Source organism: Streptomyces sp. NPDC006294 (genome assembly GCF_042870895.1).
Classification (GTDB): Bacteria; Actinomycetota; Actinomycetes; order Streptomycetales; family Streptomycetaceae; genus Streptomyces.
This window is the reverse complement of record NZ_JBIAHV010000012.1, coordinates 58,511-73,483: the sequence shown is the minus strand read 5'-3', so window position 1 is coordinate 73,483 and position 14,973 is coordinate 58,511. Positions and strand designations below refer to the sequence as shown.

Annotated in this window: 13 protein-coding genes and 1 pseudogene; 10 read left to right on the top strand and 4 right to left on the bottom strand. The window is 72.7% G+C overall.

Annotated elements, in window-relative coordinates; genetic code table 11:
• Positions 1–113: 113 nt before the first annotated feature.
• On the top strand, positions 114–668 hold the full coding sequence (gene tpg / locus ACFYOP_RS22095) for a telomere-protecting terminal protein Tpg (protein WP_356893368.1): 555 nt from the start codon (positions 114–116) through the stop codon (positions 666–668).
• A 279-nt stretch (positions 669–947) separates the two neighbouring features.
• Here tpg and ACFYOP_RS22090 read toward each other — a convergent pair whose 3' ends face one another.
• From ACFYOP_RS22090 to ACFYOP_RS22080, 3 genes are all read right to left on the bottom strand, one after another.
• Positions 948–2,627, bottom strand: coding sequence for a CocE/NonD family hydrolase (locus ACFYOP_RS22090; protein ID WP_356893312.1), 1,680 nt, complete (start codon positions 2,625–2,627; stop codon positions 948–950).
• 323 nt (positions 2,628–2,950) lie between these two features.
• Positions 2,951–4,036, bottom strand: a complete 1,086-nt coding sequence (locus ACFYOP_RS22085) for an LLM class flavin-dependent oxidoreductase (RefSeq protein ID WP_356893314.1) — start codon at positions 4,034–4,036, stop codon at positions 2,951–2,953.
• Between the two features lie 129 nt (positions 4,037–4,165).
• Entirely contained in the window at positions 4,166–4,960 is a 795-nt protein-coding gene (locus tag ACFYOP_RS22080; RefSeq protein WP_356893316.1) for an MBL fold metallo-hydrolase, read from the bottom strand.
• Between the two features lie 91 nt (positions 4,961–5,051).
• On the opposite strand from ACFYOP_RS22080, the gene ACFYOP_RS22075 reads away from it, so the two are divergent.
• The 3 genes and pseudogenes from ACFYOP_RS22075 (at position 5,052) to ACFYOP_RS22065 (ending at position 6,761) form a co-directional block, all read left to right on the top strand.
• Positions 5,052–5,645 (top strand): CGNR zinc finger domain-containing protein, encoded by a 594-nt coding sequence (locus ACFYOP_RS22075; RefSeq protein WP_356893318.1) that lies wholly within the window; start codon positions 5,052–5,054, stop codon positions 5,643–5,645.
• A 332-nt stretch (positions 5,646–5,977) separates the two neighbouring features.
• Positions 5,978–6,130, top strand: a pseudogene (locus tag ACFYOP_RS22070) (ATP-binding protein); the annotation flags it as partial.
• 184 nt (positions 6,131–6,314) lie between these two features.
• Complete coding sequence (locus ACFYOP_RS22065) at positions 6,315–6,761, top strand: GTP-binding protein (RefSeq protein WP_388452474.1); 447 nt, start codon at positions 6,315–6,317, stop codon at positions 6,759–6,761.
• A gap of 153 nt (positions 6,762–6,914) precedes the next feature.
• Here the strand turns inward: ACFYOP_RS22065 and ACFYOP_RS22060 are convergent, their stop codons facing one another.
• Entirely contained in the window at positions 6,915–8,114 is a 1,200-nt protein-coding gene (locus ACFYOP_RS22060) for a S8 family peptidase (protein WP_356893320.1), read from the bottom strand.
• A gap of 497 nt (positions 8,115–8,611) precedes the next feature.
• Here ACFYOP_RS22060 and ACFYOP_RS22055 point away from each other — a divergent pair, with 497 nt between their 5' ends.
• The 6 genes from ACFYOP_RS22055 to ACFYOP_RS22030 are packed head-to-tail and all read left to right on the top strand — an operon-like array spanning position 8,612 to position 14,936.
• On the top strand, positions 8,612–9,868 hold the full coding sequence (locus ACFYOP_RS22055; protein WP_356893322.1) for an ATP-grasp domain-containing protein: 1,257 nt from the start codon (positions 8,612–8,614) through the stop codon (positions 9,866–9,868).
• Entirely contained in the window at positions 9,865–10,698 is an 834-nt protein-coding gene (locus ACFYOP_RS22050) for a Rossmann-like domain-containing protein (protein ID WP_356893324.1), read from the top strand. Before ACFYOP_RS22055 ends, ACFYOP_RS22050 begins: the two co-directional genes overlap by 4 nt.
• The gene (locus ACFYOP_RS22045) at positions 10,695–11,804 is read left to right on the top strand and encodes a PLP-dependent cysteine synthase family protein (RefSeq protein WP_388452469.1); all 1,110 of its coding nucleotides are present in this window, start codon (positions 10,695–10,697) and stop codon (positions 11,802–11,804) included. Before ACFYOP_RS22050 ends, ACFYOP_RS22045 begins: the two co-directional genes overlap by 4 nt.
• Complete coding sequence (locus ACFYOP_RS22040; protein WP_356893326.1) at positions 11,801–12,862, top strand: enolase C-terminal domain-like protein; 1,062 nt, start codon at positions 11,801–11,803, stop codon at positions 12,860–12,862. The genes ACFYOP_RS22045 and ACFYOP_RS22040 overlap by 4 nt, the downstream gene beginning before the upstream one ends.
• On the top strand, positions 12,859–14,118 hold the full coding sequence (locus ACFYOP_RS22035) for an MFS transporter (protein WP_356893328.1): 1,260 nt from the start codon (positions 12,859–12,861) through the stop codon (positions 14,116–14,118). Before ACFYOP_RS22040 ends, ACFYOP_RS22035 begins: the two co-directional genes overlap by 4 nt.
• Positions 14,115–14,936: a methyltransferase domain-containing protein gene (locus ACFYOP_RS22030; RefSeq protein ID WP_356893330.1), complete on the top strand. Its 822-nt coding sequence runs from the start codon at positions 14,115–14,117 to the stop codon at positions 14,934–14,936. The genes ACFYOP_RS22035 and ACFYOP_RS22030 overlap by 4 nt, the downstream gene beginning before the upstream one ends.
• The last annotated feature ends 37 nt before the right edge of the window (positions 14,937–14,973 follow it).

Below are 14,973 nucleotides of genomic sequence, written 5' to 3'. Positions count from 1 at the left end.
TGTCCGCCCGCTCGGCTTCCCGCCCACAGGGATGCCGGAGCGCTACCGTGGCCGCCCCGACCTCGCCAAGGTACGACAACATCACCACCACCAACGACACGGGGGAACAGCAGATGGGCAAGCTCGGCGACAGCCTCGAGAGAGCGGTCCAGGGCGCGTTCACCCGCCCCGTCCCGAAGACGGCGGGAGCGCAGATGCGCTACCTGGTCAAGCAGCTCAAAGGCACGAGGGCGACCGCCGCCGCCCTGGGCATCAGCCGGCGCACGGTGGAACGGTACGTGAAGAACCAGATCAAGCAGCCCCGCCGGGAACTCGCCACCCGCCTGGAGCGCGAAGTCAGGAAGCGGTGGCAGCCGCAGATCCGGGCGAAGGCCAAGCAGCAGGCCGCCACCACCGACGGCATTGTCATCGACACCCGCGCCCGATTCGGCTACACCGCCGCACCCGGCACGACCGACGACGCCCGCCTGCGCCACCTCACCCAGGCCCTGCCCCCGCAGTACGCGGCGCGCCTCTTCGAGGCGCAGGACCAGGGCGCGAGTGAGCAGCGGCTACGCGACATCGCCGCCGAAGGCCTGCAGGAGATCTACTTCAAGGACCACGGCCGCCGCGCCCAGGACCTGCGGGTCGAGTTCACCGACGTCGACTACATCGACTTCGAACTCTAGGCCCCTGCCCTGCGGCTCGCACACACCTGCCGGTGTGACTGAGCGCTTCAGTTGGCGAGTGAGCGGTCGAGTTGGCGGCACCGAGCGCTGGCTGTCGAGGATGCGCTGGATCACGGTGAGGTGCTTGGCGGGTTGGTCGTCACCGATGCACCGCCTGACCCGGTGTGCGAGGGCAGTCAGATGGGGCTGGCGTGGTGGCCAGGACGTGCGACAGGTCCGGCCCGCGGGTATCGCGGACCGGACCTGGTGGGTGTGAGTGCCTGTCGGGGCGTGCGGGTGTTACGGCAGGGTGGCGAGCGGGATGTCGATGTAGGACTCGTTGCCCTCGGGCGAGGTGATCTCGAGGGCGGCGGGGATGGTGTTGTCGTCCGCGAAGAACGGGTCGTAGCTGTCGATGATCAGCTGCAGCCGGCGTCCCTTGGCGAGGACGTAGTGGGCGGGCTGCAGGCGGAAGGTCACCGTGGCGGCCTGCAGGTCGGTCAGCGTGTAGGGGGCGTGGGAGATGATTGCGGCCCGGCCGGTGGACGGGTCGCAGTCCAGCAGGTAGGCGGTGAAGGTCGCGTTTTTCGTCTGCGTCCTCACGGTGAGCCGGGCCTCCAGGTCGCCCTGGACGCGCATCGGCTGCTCCAGCGGTGGCGTGGTCCAGACGGCGGCGACGTCGCGCTTGATCTCGGCGGTCTTGTAGACGTGCGGGAGTCCCACGCGCTCGGCCAGGCCGGTCTTGACGAGAGTGGGCGCGACGACGATGCCGGTGTCCGGGCCGGCGGCCTGCACGGAGTGGGTCCAGCCCGGCTGCGGCCGGCCCTGGGCCATCGGCCCGTCCTGCTGCCCGGCGGGCACGGCGCCGAGGTGGAAGCGCTGCTTGGGGAGGGCGTAGCTTGCCCAGTCGTCGTGGGCGAGGTCGGACAGCAGATTGTGCATGTACTCCGAGCGGATGCCGAACTGCGGCGCGGCGCCGTCGCCCGCGCTGCCGCCGAGGTGGAGGTCCATCCAGCGGTAGGTCATCTCGGTGGGCTTGGAGATGCCGCCGAACAGGCCGGGCATCTCGCCGTTGCCGTGGTCGCCGATCTGCACCAGGAGAGACTTGGGGCCGGTCAGATTGGTGAAGAGGTCGACGACGGCGGGCACGGAGAAGATCGTCTCGTGCCAGTAGGTGGTCATCAGGATCGGCAGCCTGCGGTCGTTGTAGGCGTTCAGCTGCTGCATCGGCGAGCGGAGGCTCGCAAACTCCCCGACCTTGTCGTCGATGACACCGTCGCGGATCTTCTGGATGATCTCCTTGAACTCCGCCGAGCACCGCTCCTCGTGGAACAGGGCCACGAGCGCCTCGAACGCCTTGATGTGCCGGGTGCCGTTCTCGAAGAGCGAGGCGAACAGGTCGCCCCAGGCGCTGGCGCCGGCCACGGCCTTGACCCGCGGGTCCCGTGCCGCCAGCAGCAGGCTGCACCCGGCGCCGTAGGAGGCGCCGAAGCACCCGATCCGATCCGCGTCGACGCCTTCCACGCCGCTGAGGAAGTCGACGATCTCGATGCCGTCGGCGACGTCCTGAGGGCCGGCGACCTGAATTTCACCCTCGGACTTGGCCAGACCGCGCTGGCTGTAGGTCAGGACGACATAGCCGCCCTGTGTCCAGCGTGGGATCGTGCCGAGGTAGGCCAGCCGGCCGAGGTCGTTCAACGGGGCGGGCATGACGATGGCGGGGCAGGCCTGCCCGGGCACGAGGTTGCGCGGCACGCTCAGCCCGGCGTCGATCCGAGTCCCGTCCGCCATGGTGATCTGGGCCTCGCGGTACTCGGCGAGCTCCGCCTGTACCTCGTAGGTGTCCGCGAGGCCCCACTGGTCGAGCCTACCGATCCTGCGCGGCGACGGGTCGAGCAGCGCCTCGCGGATCGCCTCCAGCTTGGCAGCGTCGTCAGGGCTGACAGCGAACGGGTTCTCCGGAGATCCGTTGACCGGCATGGATGTGGCCGCCTTCCGTGGCAGGGATGCTGACGAGATGTCATGGAGATGCTCGCCCTTCCGTGATCACTTCTGGGGCCCACCTCGCGCCGATCACTCGAACGAGTAGATGGTGGCTGTCAAACCTCCCAGCGCAAACGAGGCGGACCCCGCCCCGCATGACTCTGCCGGTCCCTCAGCCGGCCAACGCTCAACTCGCCAACCAAAATGCTCAGTCACAGCCGGACGGGCTGCCGGACAGGGCGCGGACGGTGGCCACGGGAACTCCTGGAAGGACAGGAGGACTGGGCGGTGCAGGGTGAGGGGGCTGCGCCCGTACCGCGTCAGCTCGGGCGGTCGGGCATGCCGTAGGCGTCGGCGATCAGCTCGGTGGAGCGCAGCCGGGCCTGGACGGAGTGGCCGACGCTGCCGATCATGAGCTCGTCGGCGCCGGAGTCCCGCTGGACCTGGTTCAGGTGGGCGGTGACCTGTTCGGGGGTGCCGTGCGGGACGTGGTTCAGCCAGCTGTCCACGGCCTGGCGTTCCTGGGCGTCGTAGCTGTAGGAGTCCACTTCCTCGGGGGACGGCAGCAGGTAGGACTTGCGCTGGAACATGCGGAGCATGGCGTGCGCGAGGGTGCCGGCCTGGCGGCGGGCCGCACTCTCGTCGTCGGATGCGGCCACGGTGAAGCTGACCAGCGCGTACGGCTCGGCCAGGGCCTCGGACGGAGTGAACCGCTCACGGTACAGACGCAGGGCGGCCACGACATCGCGTGGATTGAAGTGCGCGGCGAAAGCGAACGGCAGGCCGAGCCGGGCGGCGAGCTGCGCCGAGTAGCCGGACGAGCCGAGCAGCCACACCGGCAGACGGCCGGTGGGCGGGGTGACGCCGTTGAGCCGGTCCTGGGCGGGCCCCGGCACGGCGTACACGCGGTCGGCGTAGGGGTGCTCGTCCGGGAAGTCGTCGCCGAGGAAGCGCAGCAGTTCGAGGACTTGCCGGGGGAAGTCCTCGGCGTCGCTCGCGCCGCGGCGCAGGGCGGTGGCCGTGGCGTGATCGGTGCCCGGGGCGCGGCCCAGGCCCAGGTCGATGCGGCCGGGGGCGAGGGCGTCCAGCATGCCGAACTGTTCGGCGACGACCAGCGGCGGATGGTTGGGCAGCATGATCCCGCCCGCGCCGAGCCGCAGCCTGCTGGTCTCCGCGGTGAGCCGGGCCAGCAGGACGGGCGGACTGGAGGTGGAGACGCCGGGCATGGCGTGGTGCTCGTTCATCCAATAGCGGGTGAAGCCGCGCCGGTCGGCGAGCCGGGCGAGCTCGATGCTGCCTGCCAGCGCCTCGGCGGCGGTCCGACCGGTGCCGGTCATGGCGGAGTCCAGCACGGACAGGGCGGCGGGGGCGGAGCCACGGCGGGTGCCGCGGACCGGGTCGGTCATGGTCGTGCGGTCCTTCGATGGTGCGGGAGGCGGGGGTGGGTCGGCGCCGGACGCCGGCCGACAGCCGCGGCGGGTCTCTGTCGGCCGGCGCCGCGGCGTGTCCGGCGCATGCGCCCAGCGTGCGTGGAGTCAGCCGCGGACGCCGAAGTCGACGCGGTCGGTGAGACCGGCGGCGGCGAAGGCGGCGGTGAGCTCGTCGCGGCCCTCGGTGAAGTGGGCCCAGCTGTCGTAGTGGACGGGGACCACGCGGCCGGCGTCGAGGATCTTCGCGGCCTGGGCGGCCTGGGCGCTGTTCAGGACGAGCACCTCGCCGTCGAAGACTTCGGTGAAGCGGGGCGCTCCGGCGAAGAGGAGGGCCGTGTCCACCGGGGCGAAGCGTTCGGCGATCTCCTTGACCGCGTCGAGCGAGGCGTTGTCGCCGCTGACATAGACGGTGGGCAGGCCCTCGCCGGTCAGGACGAACCCGACGACCTGGCCGGTGATCGGCTCGACCTCCTCGCGCGGGCCGGGGCCGTGGACGGCGGGCACGCCGGTCACGGTGACCGTGCCGGGACCGCCGTCCCGGCGCTCGAGCTCGACCGACTGCCAGTCGGCGAGGCCGGTGGCCGTCTCCCCGAGACGCTCCCCTCCGCCGGGGGTGGTGAGCGTCAGCGGGACGTCGGCGAGCAGGGCCCGGCCGGAGGTGTCGAGGTTGTCGGCGTGCTCGTCGTGGGAGAGCAGGACGACGTCGATGCGGCCGAGATCGCCCGGGCTGCCGCCGGCCGCCGCCGTCTTGGTCAGCACGCGTCCCGGTGCCTGGTAGTCACCGGGACCGTCGAACGACGGGTCGGTGAGGAAGCGCAGGCCGCCGTACTCGAAGAGGGCAGTCGGACCGCCGAAGACGCGGACGGGGAACGGGGTGGTCTGCAGGGTCGGGGAAGACACGAAAGAAGCTCCTCACGGATGGTGTGCATATTAACCGTGAGTCGACTGTACGCATGCCTCACGGATGGGTGCAAGCCGTACCATGAGAAGCATGGAAGAGTTCGTGAGGGAAGAAGCCGCCCTGCCGTCGGCGCCGGGTGAGGACGAGCACCCCGCCCTGGCCCTGGCCAACAGCGCCGTCGCACTGCCCGGCGGGCACACGGCCGATCTCCTGGGCACCCCCGCGCAGGCCGAGCAGTGGCTGGAGCGGCGCGACCTCGCTCCGGCCGATGCCGGTCTGGCGGAGGTGTGCGCGACGCAGCTGCGCTCGTTGCGCGAACAGGTCAGGTCGTTGCTGGCCTCCCGTGTCGCCGGCCGGTCCGCCCTGCCCGCCGCCGTCGCGGCGGTCAACGACGCGATGACCCGCGTCCCGACCGCATCCCTGCTGCTGTGGGACGACAAGGCCGGCCCCTACCGCGCCGCACCCCACCCCACCACCGCGATCGTCGAGCACGCCCTGGCGGTCATCGCCGCCGACGCCGCCGACCTGCTGACCGCCCCCGACGCCGCCCGCCTGGCCGCCTGTGCCTCCCCACCCTGCAACCGCTTCCTGCTCAAGCACGGTCGCCGCCAGTGGTGCTCCGTCCGCTGCGGCGACCGCGCCCGCGCCGCCCGCGCCTACGCCCGCCGCACGGCGACGGACTGACGACGCCACATACCCGACCAGACGCCGCATCGCCGGCCCAGCAGGTCGCCGCGCACCAACCGGCTCCCAATGCGAGGATCTTGCGCCGAAGTGTGAGCGGGGCGGGTTCCGGGCCGGCGAGGGGGCGGTGGGTCGTGCGTGGGGGCCGCACAGGGGGCGCCGGGCCGGGTGGTCGGGGTGTCTCGTGGTGGGGGACCGGCAGTGGGGGACCCCGGTGGCGGCGGGGCGGGGGGCAGTGGTGCCGACCGGGCCGCTTCGATCCGGTCCCTTCCGCAGCCTGTGCGGTCCCGGTCGAGACCACCGGCGTCCCGCACGGCGCTGGCGTGGGGTCCGTGATCGTATGGCTCAACGGCACCCACGGCGTGGGCAGGACGACGACCGGTGCACTCGTGCGGCAGCTGATCCCGGGTTCACGGGTGTTCGATGCCGAGAAGGTCGGCGAGACGCTCATGGACATCACGCCGGGGCTGCCGTGGACGGGCAACATCGTGCTCAACAGGCTCGACCTCGCCCCCGCCGCGGAAGCCGACCGGCTCAGGGCCGCGCTCGTGCGGCTCAACCCCGTCGCTCGCATCGTCCCCGCGACCCGTGGCGCGGTGGAGCTGAGCCGACGTACTCGGGACCGGGCTCTTCGACGTCGAGCGTGCTCAGCAGGCGCCGGGCTGGGTCATGGAGCCCAACGGCGACCATGTCCCGGAGACCGAGGAGTACGGCATCTCCTCCACCGTGTTCCGTTCCGACAGGCCCTTCCACCCGGGCCGGTTGTGGAATCTGGTGACCGAGCAGCTCGACAGCGGCCGATTCGGGCAGGTTCTCCGTTCCAAGGGGTTCTTCTGGCCGGCCGGCCGGCCGCGCGTGACAGGACTGTGGTCGCAGGCGGGTGCCGTCGCACGCTTCGAGCCTTCGGGGGCCCGCGATGACGGCACCTCGCAGGGGCAGGAGCTGGTCTTCATCGGCACCGGGCTGCGGGCCGACGAGCTGCGAGCTGCCCTGACCGACTGCCTGCTGGCCGACGGCGAACCGGTGCCGGACGACGACGCCTTCCCGGCCTGGGAGACGTACGGCATCGACGACGCGTGCGAGCACGAGGTGCCGGTGGGGGCCGCTCCCATCTGATACTCCGGGCCGGGTGGTGGTCGCAGCCACGGCACCGCCCGGCCCGGCGTTCGTAGGTGCGCAGATCCGGGGCTTCGCCGGCCGAGCGCCGCCCCCGACCGCGTGCGAGGACGCGCCCCGGCAGGCCGGGGCGCGCCCTTGTGCGGGAGCGGATCAGAAGAGCGAGTACAGCAGCCTGTCGGGCGATCCGTTGCCGGCGCTGTTGACCACACCGGTGGTGGAGTTGGCCGTCAAGGCGTCGCCGACCTGGGCCGGGGTGGCCGTGGGATTGCCGGCCAGGTACAGGGCCGCGGCGCCTGCGACGTGCGGGGAGGCCATGGATGTGCCACTGATGGTGTTGGTGGCCGAGTCGCCGGTGCTCCAGGCCGAGGTGAGGCCCACCCCGGGCGCGAAGAGGTCCAGGCAGGTGCCGTAGTTGGACCAGGACGACTTGGTGTCGGTGTTGTCGGTGGCGCCGACCGTGAGGGCCTCGGGGACGCGGGCGGGCGAGTACTTGCAGGCGTCCTGCGCCCTGCCGCCCTGATTGCCGTTGCCGGCGGCGACGGCGTAACTGACGCCGGAGGCTATGGAGTTCTGCACGGCGGCGTCGAGGGTGGAGTTGGCGCCGCCGCCGAGGCTCATGTTGGCCACGGCGGGCTTCACGGCGTTGGCCGTGACCCACTCGACGCCGGCGACGACGCCGGAGATGGTGCCGGACCCGTTGCAGTCGAGGACGCGCACGCCGACGATGGAGGCGGCTTTGGCGACACCGTAGGCGGTTCCGGCGGCGGTTCCGGCGACGTGGGTGCCGTGGCCGTTGCAGTCGTTGCCGTTCTGGCCGTCGCCGATCGTGTCGGTGCCGATGCTCGCCCGGCCGCCGAAGTCGTTGTGACTGACGCGGACACCGGTGTCGATGACGTACACGCGGACGCCGGAGGCCGTCGTGTTGTACGTGTACGAACCGTCGAGCGGCAGTTGGCGCTGGTCGATGCGGTCGAGGCCCCAGGTGGCGTCCGACTGCGTCGCGTTGACGCGGACCCGGGCGTCCTGTTCGACGTACGCGACGCGCGGGTCGGCGGCGAGGCGGTGCGCCTGGGCGGCGGTCATCTTCGCCGCGAAGCCGCGTACGGATGAGCGGTACAGGTGCGTCACGGTGCCGTCGTAGGTGTCGGCGAGGCGTTCCGCGGCGCTCCGGACGGACGCCTCGGGGGTGTCCTCGAGGACCGCGATCCAGCTGTCGGCCACGGCCGTGGCGGCGGGCGCGAGTCGTACGTCGGGACGGTCCGCGCTGTGCGCGGGGGTCGCCGCGAGGAGTCCTGCGGCGAGTGCGGCGGCAGGAACGAGCACGCGAAGTCGTCGCGCGGGGGATCTCATGTGATGAACCAGACCTTTCGTTGTCCGGGTTGCGGGCAATTCGGGCCGTGCGGTGGTGCTGCCGTCCGGGGTCTCCGGTCGGCTCCCGCGCCACGGGTGGTCAGGCCATGGGCAGGCTCAAGGCACGTACGCGGAGGGGCGGTTGTGCGTGCACATCCGCCGTCCGGTCGAGCCGGGGCAACCGTGCCACGGCGCCTAGCGGCGCACAAGGTGAATGGCAGGTTCGCTTCAAGGAAACGGGTGATCACCTTCCGGATCGCCGCCGCCGCTTCGGCGACGGCCGCGGATCCCGGTGGGCTCGGGCGGTCCGGGCCGCGGAGGAGGCGGTCGCGGCAAAGGAGCGCGCGGAGTTGCGGCGGCGCGTGTCCCGCATGCAGAGAAGCGGGTCCGGACAGATGACAATGAAAACGATTATCGATAAGGTCGCGTTCGGTCACACGACGGCGCCGCCGTCATGGCCCGGAAGAACCTCAACCGTGCCGTGTGAAGGGAAAGTCGTGGCTCATCTGCTGATGGTCGAGAGCTGGGTCGGGTCCATGAGCAGACTGCTGCCACGGGCCGTCCGGGAGGCCGGTCACGAGTTCACCTTTCTGACCCGTGACCTGCACCACTACCTGCGCTCCGCCCCGGAGGGCGCCGCGCACCCGCTCCTCGCGGCCCGCCATGTCCTCACCACGGAGACCAACGACACCGACACCATGCTGTCCTTCGTCGAGCGGGCCCACGAGGCGCTGCGCTTCGACGGAGTGATCACCTCCTGCGACTACTACCTCAGGACGGCCGCCCGGGTCGCCGGGCGGCTGGAACTGCCCGGCCCCACGCCCGAGTCGGTCGAGAACGCGTGCCGCAAGGACGCCACCCGCCGGGTGCTGGCGGAGGCCGGTCTGCCGGGACCGCGCTTCGCCGTGTGCGCGGAGTGGGCCGGGGCCGCCGCCGCGGCCCGCGACATCGGCTACCCGCTGGTGCTCAAGCCCGTGGACCTGTGCGCCGGCATGTTCGTACGCCGCGTCGACGACGAGGCCGCCCTCGCACACGCCTACCGCGCCCTCGCAGCCTTCCCCGTCAACGCCCGCGGACAGCGCCGCGACCCCGTGGTCCTGCTCGAGGAGCTCCTCGACGGGCCCGAGGTCAGCGTCGAGACCGTGTCCTACGGCGGGGCCGTGCATGTCGTCGGCGTCACCGACAAGAGCGTCGGCGGGGCTCCCGCGTTCATCGAGACCGGGCACATGTTCCCCGCCGCCCTGGACCCCGCGGACACCCAGGCCGTCGAGGAGACCGCGCGCCGGGCGCTCAAGGCGCTCGGGCTGGACGGCGTCGTCGCCCACACCGAGATCAAACTGACGACGGACGGGCCACGCCTGGTCGAGGTCAACCCCCGGCCGGCCGGCAACCGCATCACCGAGCTCATTCGCCACGTGACCGGCATCGACCTCGCCGCCGCCTGCGTGGACGTCGCCCTCGGCCGCGAGCCGGACCTGCGCCGCCACGCCACCGGACTGACCAGCGCCGCGATCGGCTTCCTGGTGCCGGACCAGGACGGAGTACTGGAGGCCGTCGACGGCGCCGACACGGTCCACGCGGCGGACGGCCTGCTGGAGCTCCAGCTCGCCGATCCCGGCAAGGCGGTCAGGGCCGCGGGCAGCAACAACGAGTACCTCGGCCACGTGATGGCCGGCGACGCGCACGGTGCGGGCGCCCGCGACCGGGTCGAAGCCCTCCTCGCGCGGCTGCATCCCCGGGTGGTGACCCGATGACCGCCCTCACCGGCCCAGCCGCCCTGGCCTCCTCGTACGACGACCTCGTCGAACGGGTTCTGGCCGGCGGCATCGGCCCCGACCCGCGCACCCGGCGGATCGCGGTGGCCTTCACCACCCGTCAGGCCGTACGACACGAAGGACGCGGCTCCGGCTACCGCAACGAAGTGCTCAGCCTGCGCCTCGCCGAAGCCGTGGGCTCCTGCGCGGTCGAACCCGGCGAGCTGCCCGACGGCGCCGTCGAGGACTGCGTCGGCGCCGACGTCGCCCGCCTCCTGGCGCACGAGCTGCCGCCGGTCCGCGTCGCCGCCCTCGACGCCTACCTGATGCACGCCCTTCCGCACGGCCCCGCCCACGGCGCACAGCCCTGCCGACTGCCCGCCGGCACCTCGCTGGACAAGTCCCGCGCGAGGGCCGGGGCCGTGGTGGAGCTGATCGGCGCCGCGCCCGGAGCGACCGTGCTCGTGGTGGGCGTGGTCAACTCGCTGCTGGAGGCCCTGCGGGCACGCGGCCTCGCGTACATCCCGTGCGACCTCAAGGGCGGCACGACCGAATGGGGCGAGCCCGTACGCACCGACGCCCTGGCGGAGTTGGAGCGCTGCGACGCGGTCCTCGCCTCCGGCATGACCCTCGGCAACGGCAGCTTCGAGCCGCTGCGACGGCACGCGCAGCGCCACGGCACACCGCTGGTGATGTTCGCGCAGACCGGCAGCGCGGTCCTGCCCCGCCTGATCGGCTCCGGCGTCAGCGCGGTGTGCGCGGAGCCGTACCCCTTCTTCTGGCTGGACGGCGGCCCGGGGACCATCCACCGCTACGGAGCCGCCCTGTGACCACGGCCGTCCTCAGCCCCGGAAGCTCCGGCAGCACGGGAAGCACCGCGGTCAACCGGGAACTCCTCGGCCTGCTCGGCCGGACCCCGCTCGCCCGCGTCACGGCCGATCTGCCATGCCCGCAGCCCGGCTTCTGGGCCAAGCTCGAAGGACTCGGCGTCGGCGGCATGAAGGCACGGGCGGCCGTCTCCATGCTGCTGGGCGCGAAGGAACGCGGCGAACTGCGGCCCGGCGCACCCGTGGTGGAATCCACCTCCGGCACGCTCGGCATCGGACTTGCCTTCGCCGGACAGGCCCTCGGCCACCCGATCGTGCTGGTCGGGGACACCGAACTGGAGCCGCCGATGCGGCAGTTACTGCGCGCCTACGGGGCCCGGCTGGAACTGGCGGACCGCCCGGCCGCCGACGGGGGATGGCAGGCCGCCCGACTCGCCCGGCTCCGCGAACTGCTCACCCAGCTCCCGGACGCGTACTGGCCCGACCAGTACAACAACCCCGACAACAAGACCGGTTACGCCTCCCTGGCGGCCGAACTCGCCACTGAGCTCGACCACCTCGACGTGCTGGTGTGCAGCGTCGGAACCGGCGGCCACAGCGCCGGGATCGTCGGCCCGCTGCGGCGTCACTGGCCGGGTCTGCGGCTCATCGGCGTGGACGCCACCGGTTCCACGATCTTCGGCCAGCCCGCCAGGCCCCGGCTGATGCGCGGCCTGGGCAGCAGCATCCACCCGCGCAACGTCGCCTACGACGCGTTCGACGAGGTCCACTGGGTCGGCCCCGCCGAGGCCGCCGACGCGTGCCGGCGGCTCGCCCGCTCCAGCTTCGTCAGCGGGGGCTGGAGCACCGGCGCCGTCGCCCTCGTCGCCGCCTGGGCCGCCCGCGTCCACCCGGGCGCGGTCGTCGCCACGGTCTTCCCCGACGGGCCGCACCGCTACCTCGGCAGCGTGTTCGACGACGACTTCACCGCCGCCCACGGCGTCGGACCGGACACCGCGGCCACGCGACCCATAGAAATACCGCACCCCACGGCCGTGGAGGCCACCGGCTGGGCCCGGTGCCGCACGGTCACCGATCCACTCGCCACGACCCCGGAAGAGAACCCGTGAAGACCGGCCGGCGCACCGTACGCCTCGACCTCAGCGAGCCACTGCGCATCTCCCGCTCCACGATGGCGGCCCGTGAAGCCGTATGGCTGACCGTCGAGCACGAAGGCCTGCACGGCCACGGAGAGGCCGTCACCAGCGTGTACTACGGCCTCGACGCCGAGACCCTCGGGCGGCTGCTGCACGCGCGGTCCCAGTGGCTGGCCCGTTTCGCCGACCCCGAGACCGCCCTGGAAGTCCTGCGGGCCGGCACCGGGGAGGACGCCGCCGCCCCGCCGGCCGTGACCGCGGCCGTGGAGTCCGCGCTGCTCGACCTCGTCGGCAAGCGCGCGGGCGTCCCCGTGCACCAACTCATGGGCCACCGTGGGGACCCGCCCTCCGCCTCGACCGCCCGTACCATCGGCATCACCACACCTCGACGGGCCGAAGCGCTGGCGGCACGCCTCGTACGGGACGGATTCTCCGTCCTCAAGCTCAAGGCCGGCGCCCCGGACCCGGCCGAGGACCTGGCCCGCGTACGGGCCGTCCGCGCCGCGGCGCCGCACGCCCGGCTGTTGCTGGACCCCAACGGCGCGTGGACCGTCCCGGAGTGCGAGCGACTGCTGCCGCTCTTCGCGGAGCTGGGTGTCGAGGCCGTCGAACAGCCCCTGGCCCCCGGCGATCCGGAGGCGCTGGCGCAGCTCGCGGAGCGCTCGCCGCTGCCGGTCATCGCGGACGAGGACGCCGTCGGCCACGAGGACGCGCGCCGCCTCGCCGGACGCGTCCAGGGCGTCAACGTCAAACTCGCCAAGTGCGGTGGCGTCGCCGCCGCCCTCCGGATCGCCGACCTGATCGCGGACACCGGAACCGACCTGATGCTCGGCTGCCTGACCGCCAGCACCCTCGGCATCGCCCCCGCCGTCCACCTGGCCGACCGCGCCCGCTGGGTCGACCTCGACGGCCATCTGCTGCTCGCGGACGATCCCTGGGCGGGCATCGGCGGCGCCGACGGCACCGTACGCGCGGGCCGCGGCCCGGGGCTCGGGGTACGCAGGCGCGGCGACGAGGAGGCGCGTCCATGAACACATGGCGCGAGATACGCGGCTTCCCGCTCGCGATACGGCTCCTCCTGGTCAACCAGCTCGGCGTCAACACCGGCTTCTACCTGCTCGTCCCGTACCTCGCCCTGCACCTGAGCGAGGACCTCGGGATGTCGGCGGCCGTCGTCGGCATCGTGCTCGGGGTGCGCAACCTCAGCCAGCAGGGCCTGTTCCTCATCGGCGGCACGGCGTCGGACCGGCTGGGGGCGCGCGGCGTCATCATCGCCGGATGCGCGCTGCGCACCGTCGGCTTCGGGCTGTTCGCGCTCGGCGACGGGCTGCCCGTGCTCCTCGCCGCCTCCGTGCTCAGCGGCCTGGCCGGGGCGCTCTTCAACCCGGCCGTGCGGGCCTATCTCGCCCTGGAGGCGGGGGAGCGCAAGGCGGAGGCGTTCGCCCTTTTCAACGTCTTCGCCACCACGGGCGCCCTGATCGGGCCGCTGCTCGGCAGCGCCCTGCTGCTGGTCGACTTCCGCGCCTCGGCGCTCACGGCGGCCGGGATCTTCGCGGTGCTCACCGTCGCCCAGGCCCTGGTGCTGCCGACCCGCCGGGTCGCGCCGAGCGGGAACAGTGTCGTCGCCGACTGGCGCGAGGTGATCGGCAACCGGGGCTTCCTGGCCTTCGCCCTGGCCATGGTCGGCATGTTCACCATGGAGAACCAGCTGTACCTGCTGCTTCCCGACGGGGCCCGGCGGGCCACCGGCTGGGACGGCGCGGCCGGGCTCGTCTTCCTTCTCGGCACCCTCACCAACCTCTGGCTTCAGCTGCGCGTGACCCGCGCGCTGAAGGAACGGGGCAGCAGGGCGCGCTGGATCAGCGCCGGACTCGCGCTGATGGGGCTGTCCTTCGTACCGCCGATGGCGGTGTCCGGGTACGGCACGGCCCCCGACGGCCTCGCGGACGCGGCGGTGCGCACACTGCCCGTCCTGGCCGGCGCGCTGCTGCTCTACCTGGGCGTGATGATGGCCCAGCCGTTCGTGATGGAACTGATCCCTGGCTTCGGCCGGCCCGAACTCACCGGCACCTACTTCGGCCTGTTCTACGTGGTCTCCGGCATCGCCGCCGCCGTCGGCAACACGATCGTCGGCTGGGCCATGGACGCGGGCGAGCGTATGGACGCGCCGTGGCTGCCGTGGGCGTGCTGCCTGGCCTTCGGCCTCGCCTCCGCCGCCGGAGTCGCCCGGCTGCACCGCCGCCGGGTTCTGCCCGCCGGCCCCGCGACCGTACGGGCGACAGTATGAGGAGCGCGCCGCAGACGACCACCACCGCGAACCTGCTCACCGACAACCCCGCGCTGTACGAGGCCCGCTTCCCCGACCCCGAACGGCTCGCCGGGCGCTGGACAGAGGACTGCCTGCGCCGGCACGGGCCGCCCGGTCCACGCGTCCTGGACATCGGCTGCGGCACCGGCCGTGACGCCGCGTATCTGCACCGCGCCGGCCGCGGCGTCACCGGCGCGGACCTGTCGGAGGCGATGCTGACGTACGCCCGCGCCGAGCACCCCGGCCCCGACTACGTCCGGGCCGACCTGCACAGATTCGACCTGGGGGAGCGGGCCTTCGACGCGGTGGTGTGCCTGGACAGCGCCCTGCTGTACTGCCACACCAACGACCAGCTCGACGGCTTCCTGACCTCCTGCCGCCGGTCGCTGGCGCCCGGCGGCCTGCTCGTCGCCGAGATGCGCAACGGCGCCTTCTTCCTGGGCCGTACGGAACTCCTCGACGCCCCGCTCGTCGGCGGATTCACCCGGCGGGGCACCGTCTACCGCTCCACCACCACCCTGTACCTGGACCGGGCGGCCCAACTGCTGCGCCGCACGCGGGTGTGGACCGCCGACGACGGCTCCCCTCCGGTCGAGCAGCGCTCCGCCTGGCGCCTGCTCTTCCCGCAGGAGCTGCGCCATGTCCTCGCCGCCCACGGCTTCGAGGTGCTCGCCCTGTACGACGGGCCGGGCCCGCGCACCGAACCGCCATGGCGGGAGGGCGACCCGCCCGCCGCGACGGCCGACGGCGACCGGCTCCACCTGGTCGCCCGTCTCACCCCCGCCCCCCTCACCTGAGCCCCCCACGCGTCCATCCGCTCGCCCAGCAGCAAGG

Excerpts from the sequence above, each read along its gene's own strand:
- ACFYOP_RS22075 (WP_356893318.1), top strand. The coding sequence starts at position 5,052 with ATGGAAGAGTTCGTGAGGGAAGAAGCCGCCCTGCCGTCGGCGCCGGGT.
- ACFYOP_RS22085 (WP_356893314.1), bottom strand. The coding sequence starts at position 4,036 with ATGACCGACCCGGTCCGCGGCACCCGCCGTGGCTCCGCCCCCGCCGCC.
- ACFYOP_RS22030 (WP_356893330.1), top strand. The coding sequence starts at position 14,115 with ATGAGGAGCGCGCCGCAGACGACCACCACCGCGAACCTGCTCACCGAC.
- tpg (WP_356893368.1), top strand. The coding sequence starts at position 114 with ATGGGCAAGCTCGGCGACAGCCTCGAGAGAGCGGTCCAGGGCGCGTTC.
- ACFYOP_RS22035 (WP_356893328.1), top strand. The coding sequence starts at position 12,859 with ATGAACACATGGCGCGAGATACGCGGCTTCCCGCTCGCGATACGGCTC.
- ACFYOP_RS22090 (WP_356893312.1), bottom strand. The coding sequence starts at position 2,627 with ATGCCGGTCAACGGATCTCCGGAGAACCCGTTCGCTGTCAGCCCTGAC.
- ACFYOP_RS22050 (WP_356893324.1), top strand. The coding sequence starts at position 9,865 with ATGACCGCCCTCACCGGCCCAGCCGCCCTGGCCTCCTCGTACGACGAC.
- ACFYOP_RS22065 (WP_388452474.1), top strand. The coding sequence starts at position 6,315 with ATGGAGCCCAACGGCGACCATGTCCCGGAGACCGAGGAGTACGGCATC.
- ACFYOP_RS22060 (WP_356893320.1), bottom strand. The coding sequence starts at position 8,114 with ATGAGATCCCCCGCGCGACGACTTCGCGTGCTCGTTCCTGCCGCCGCA.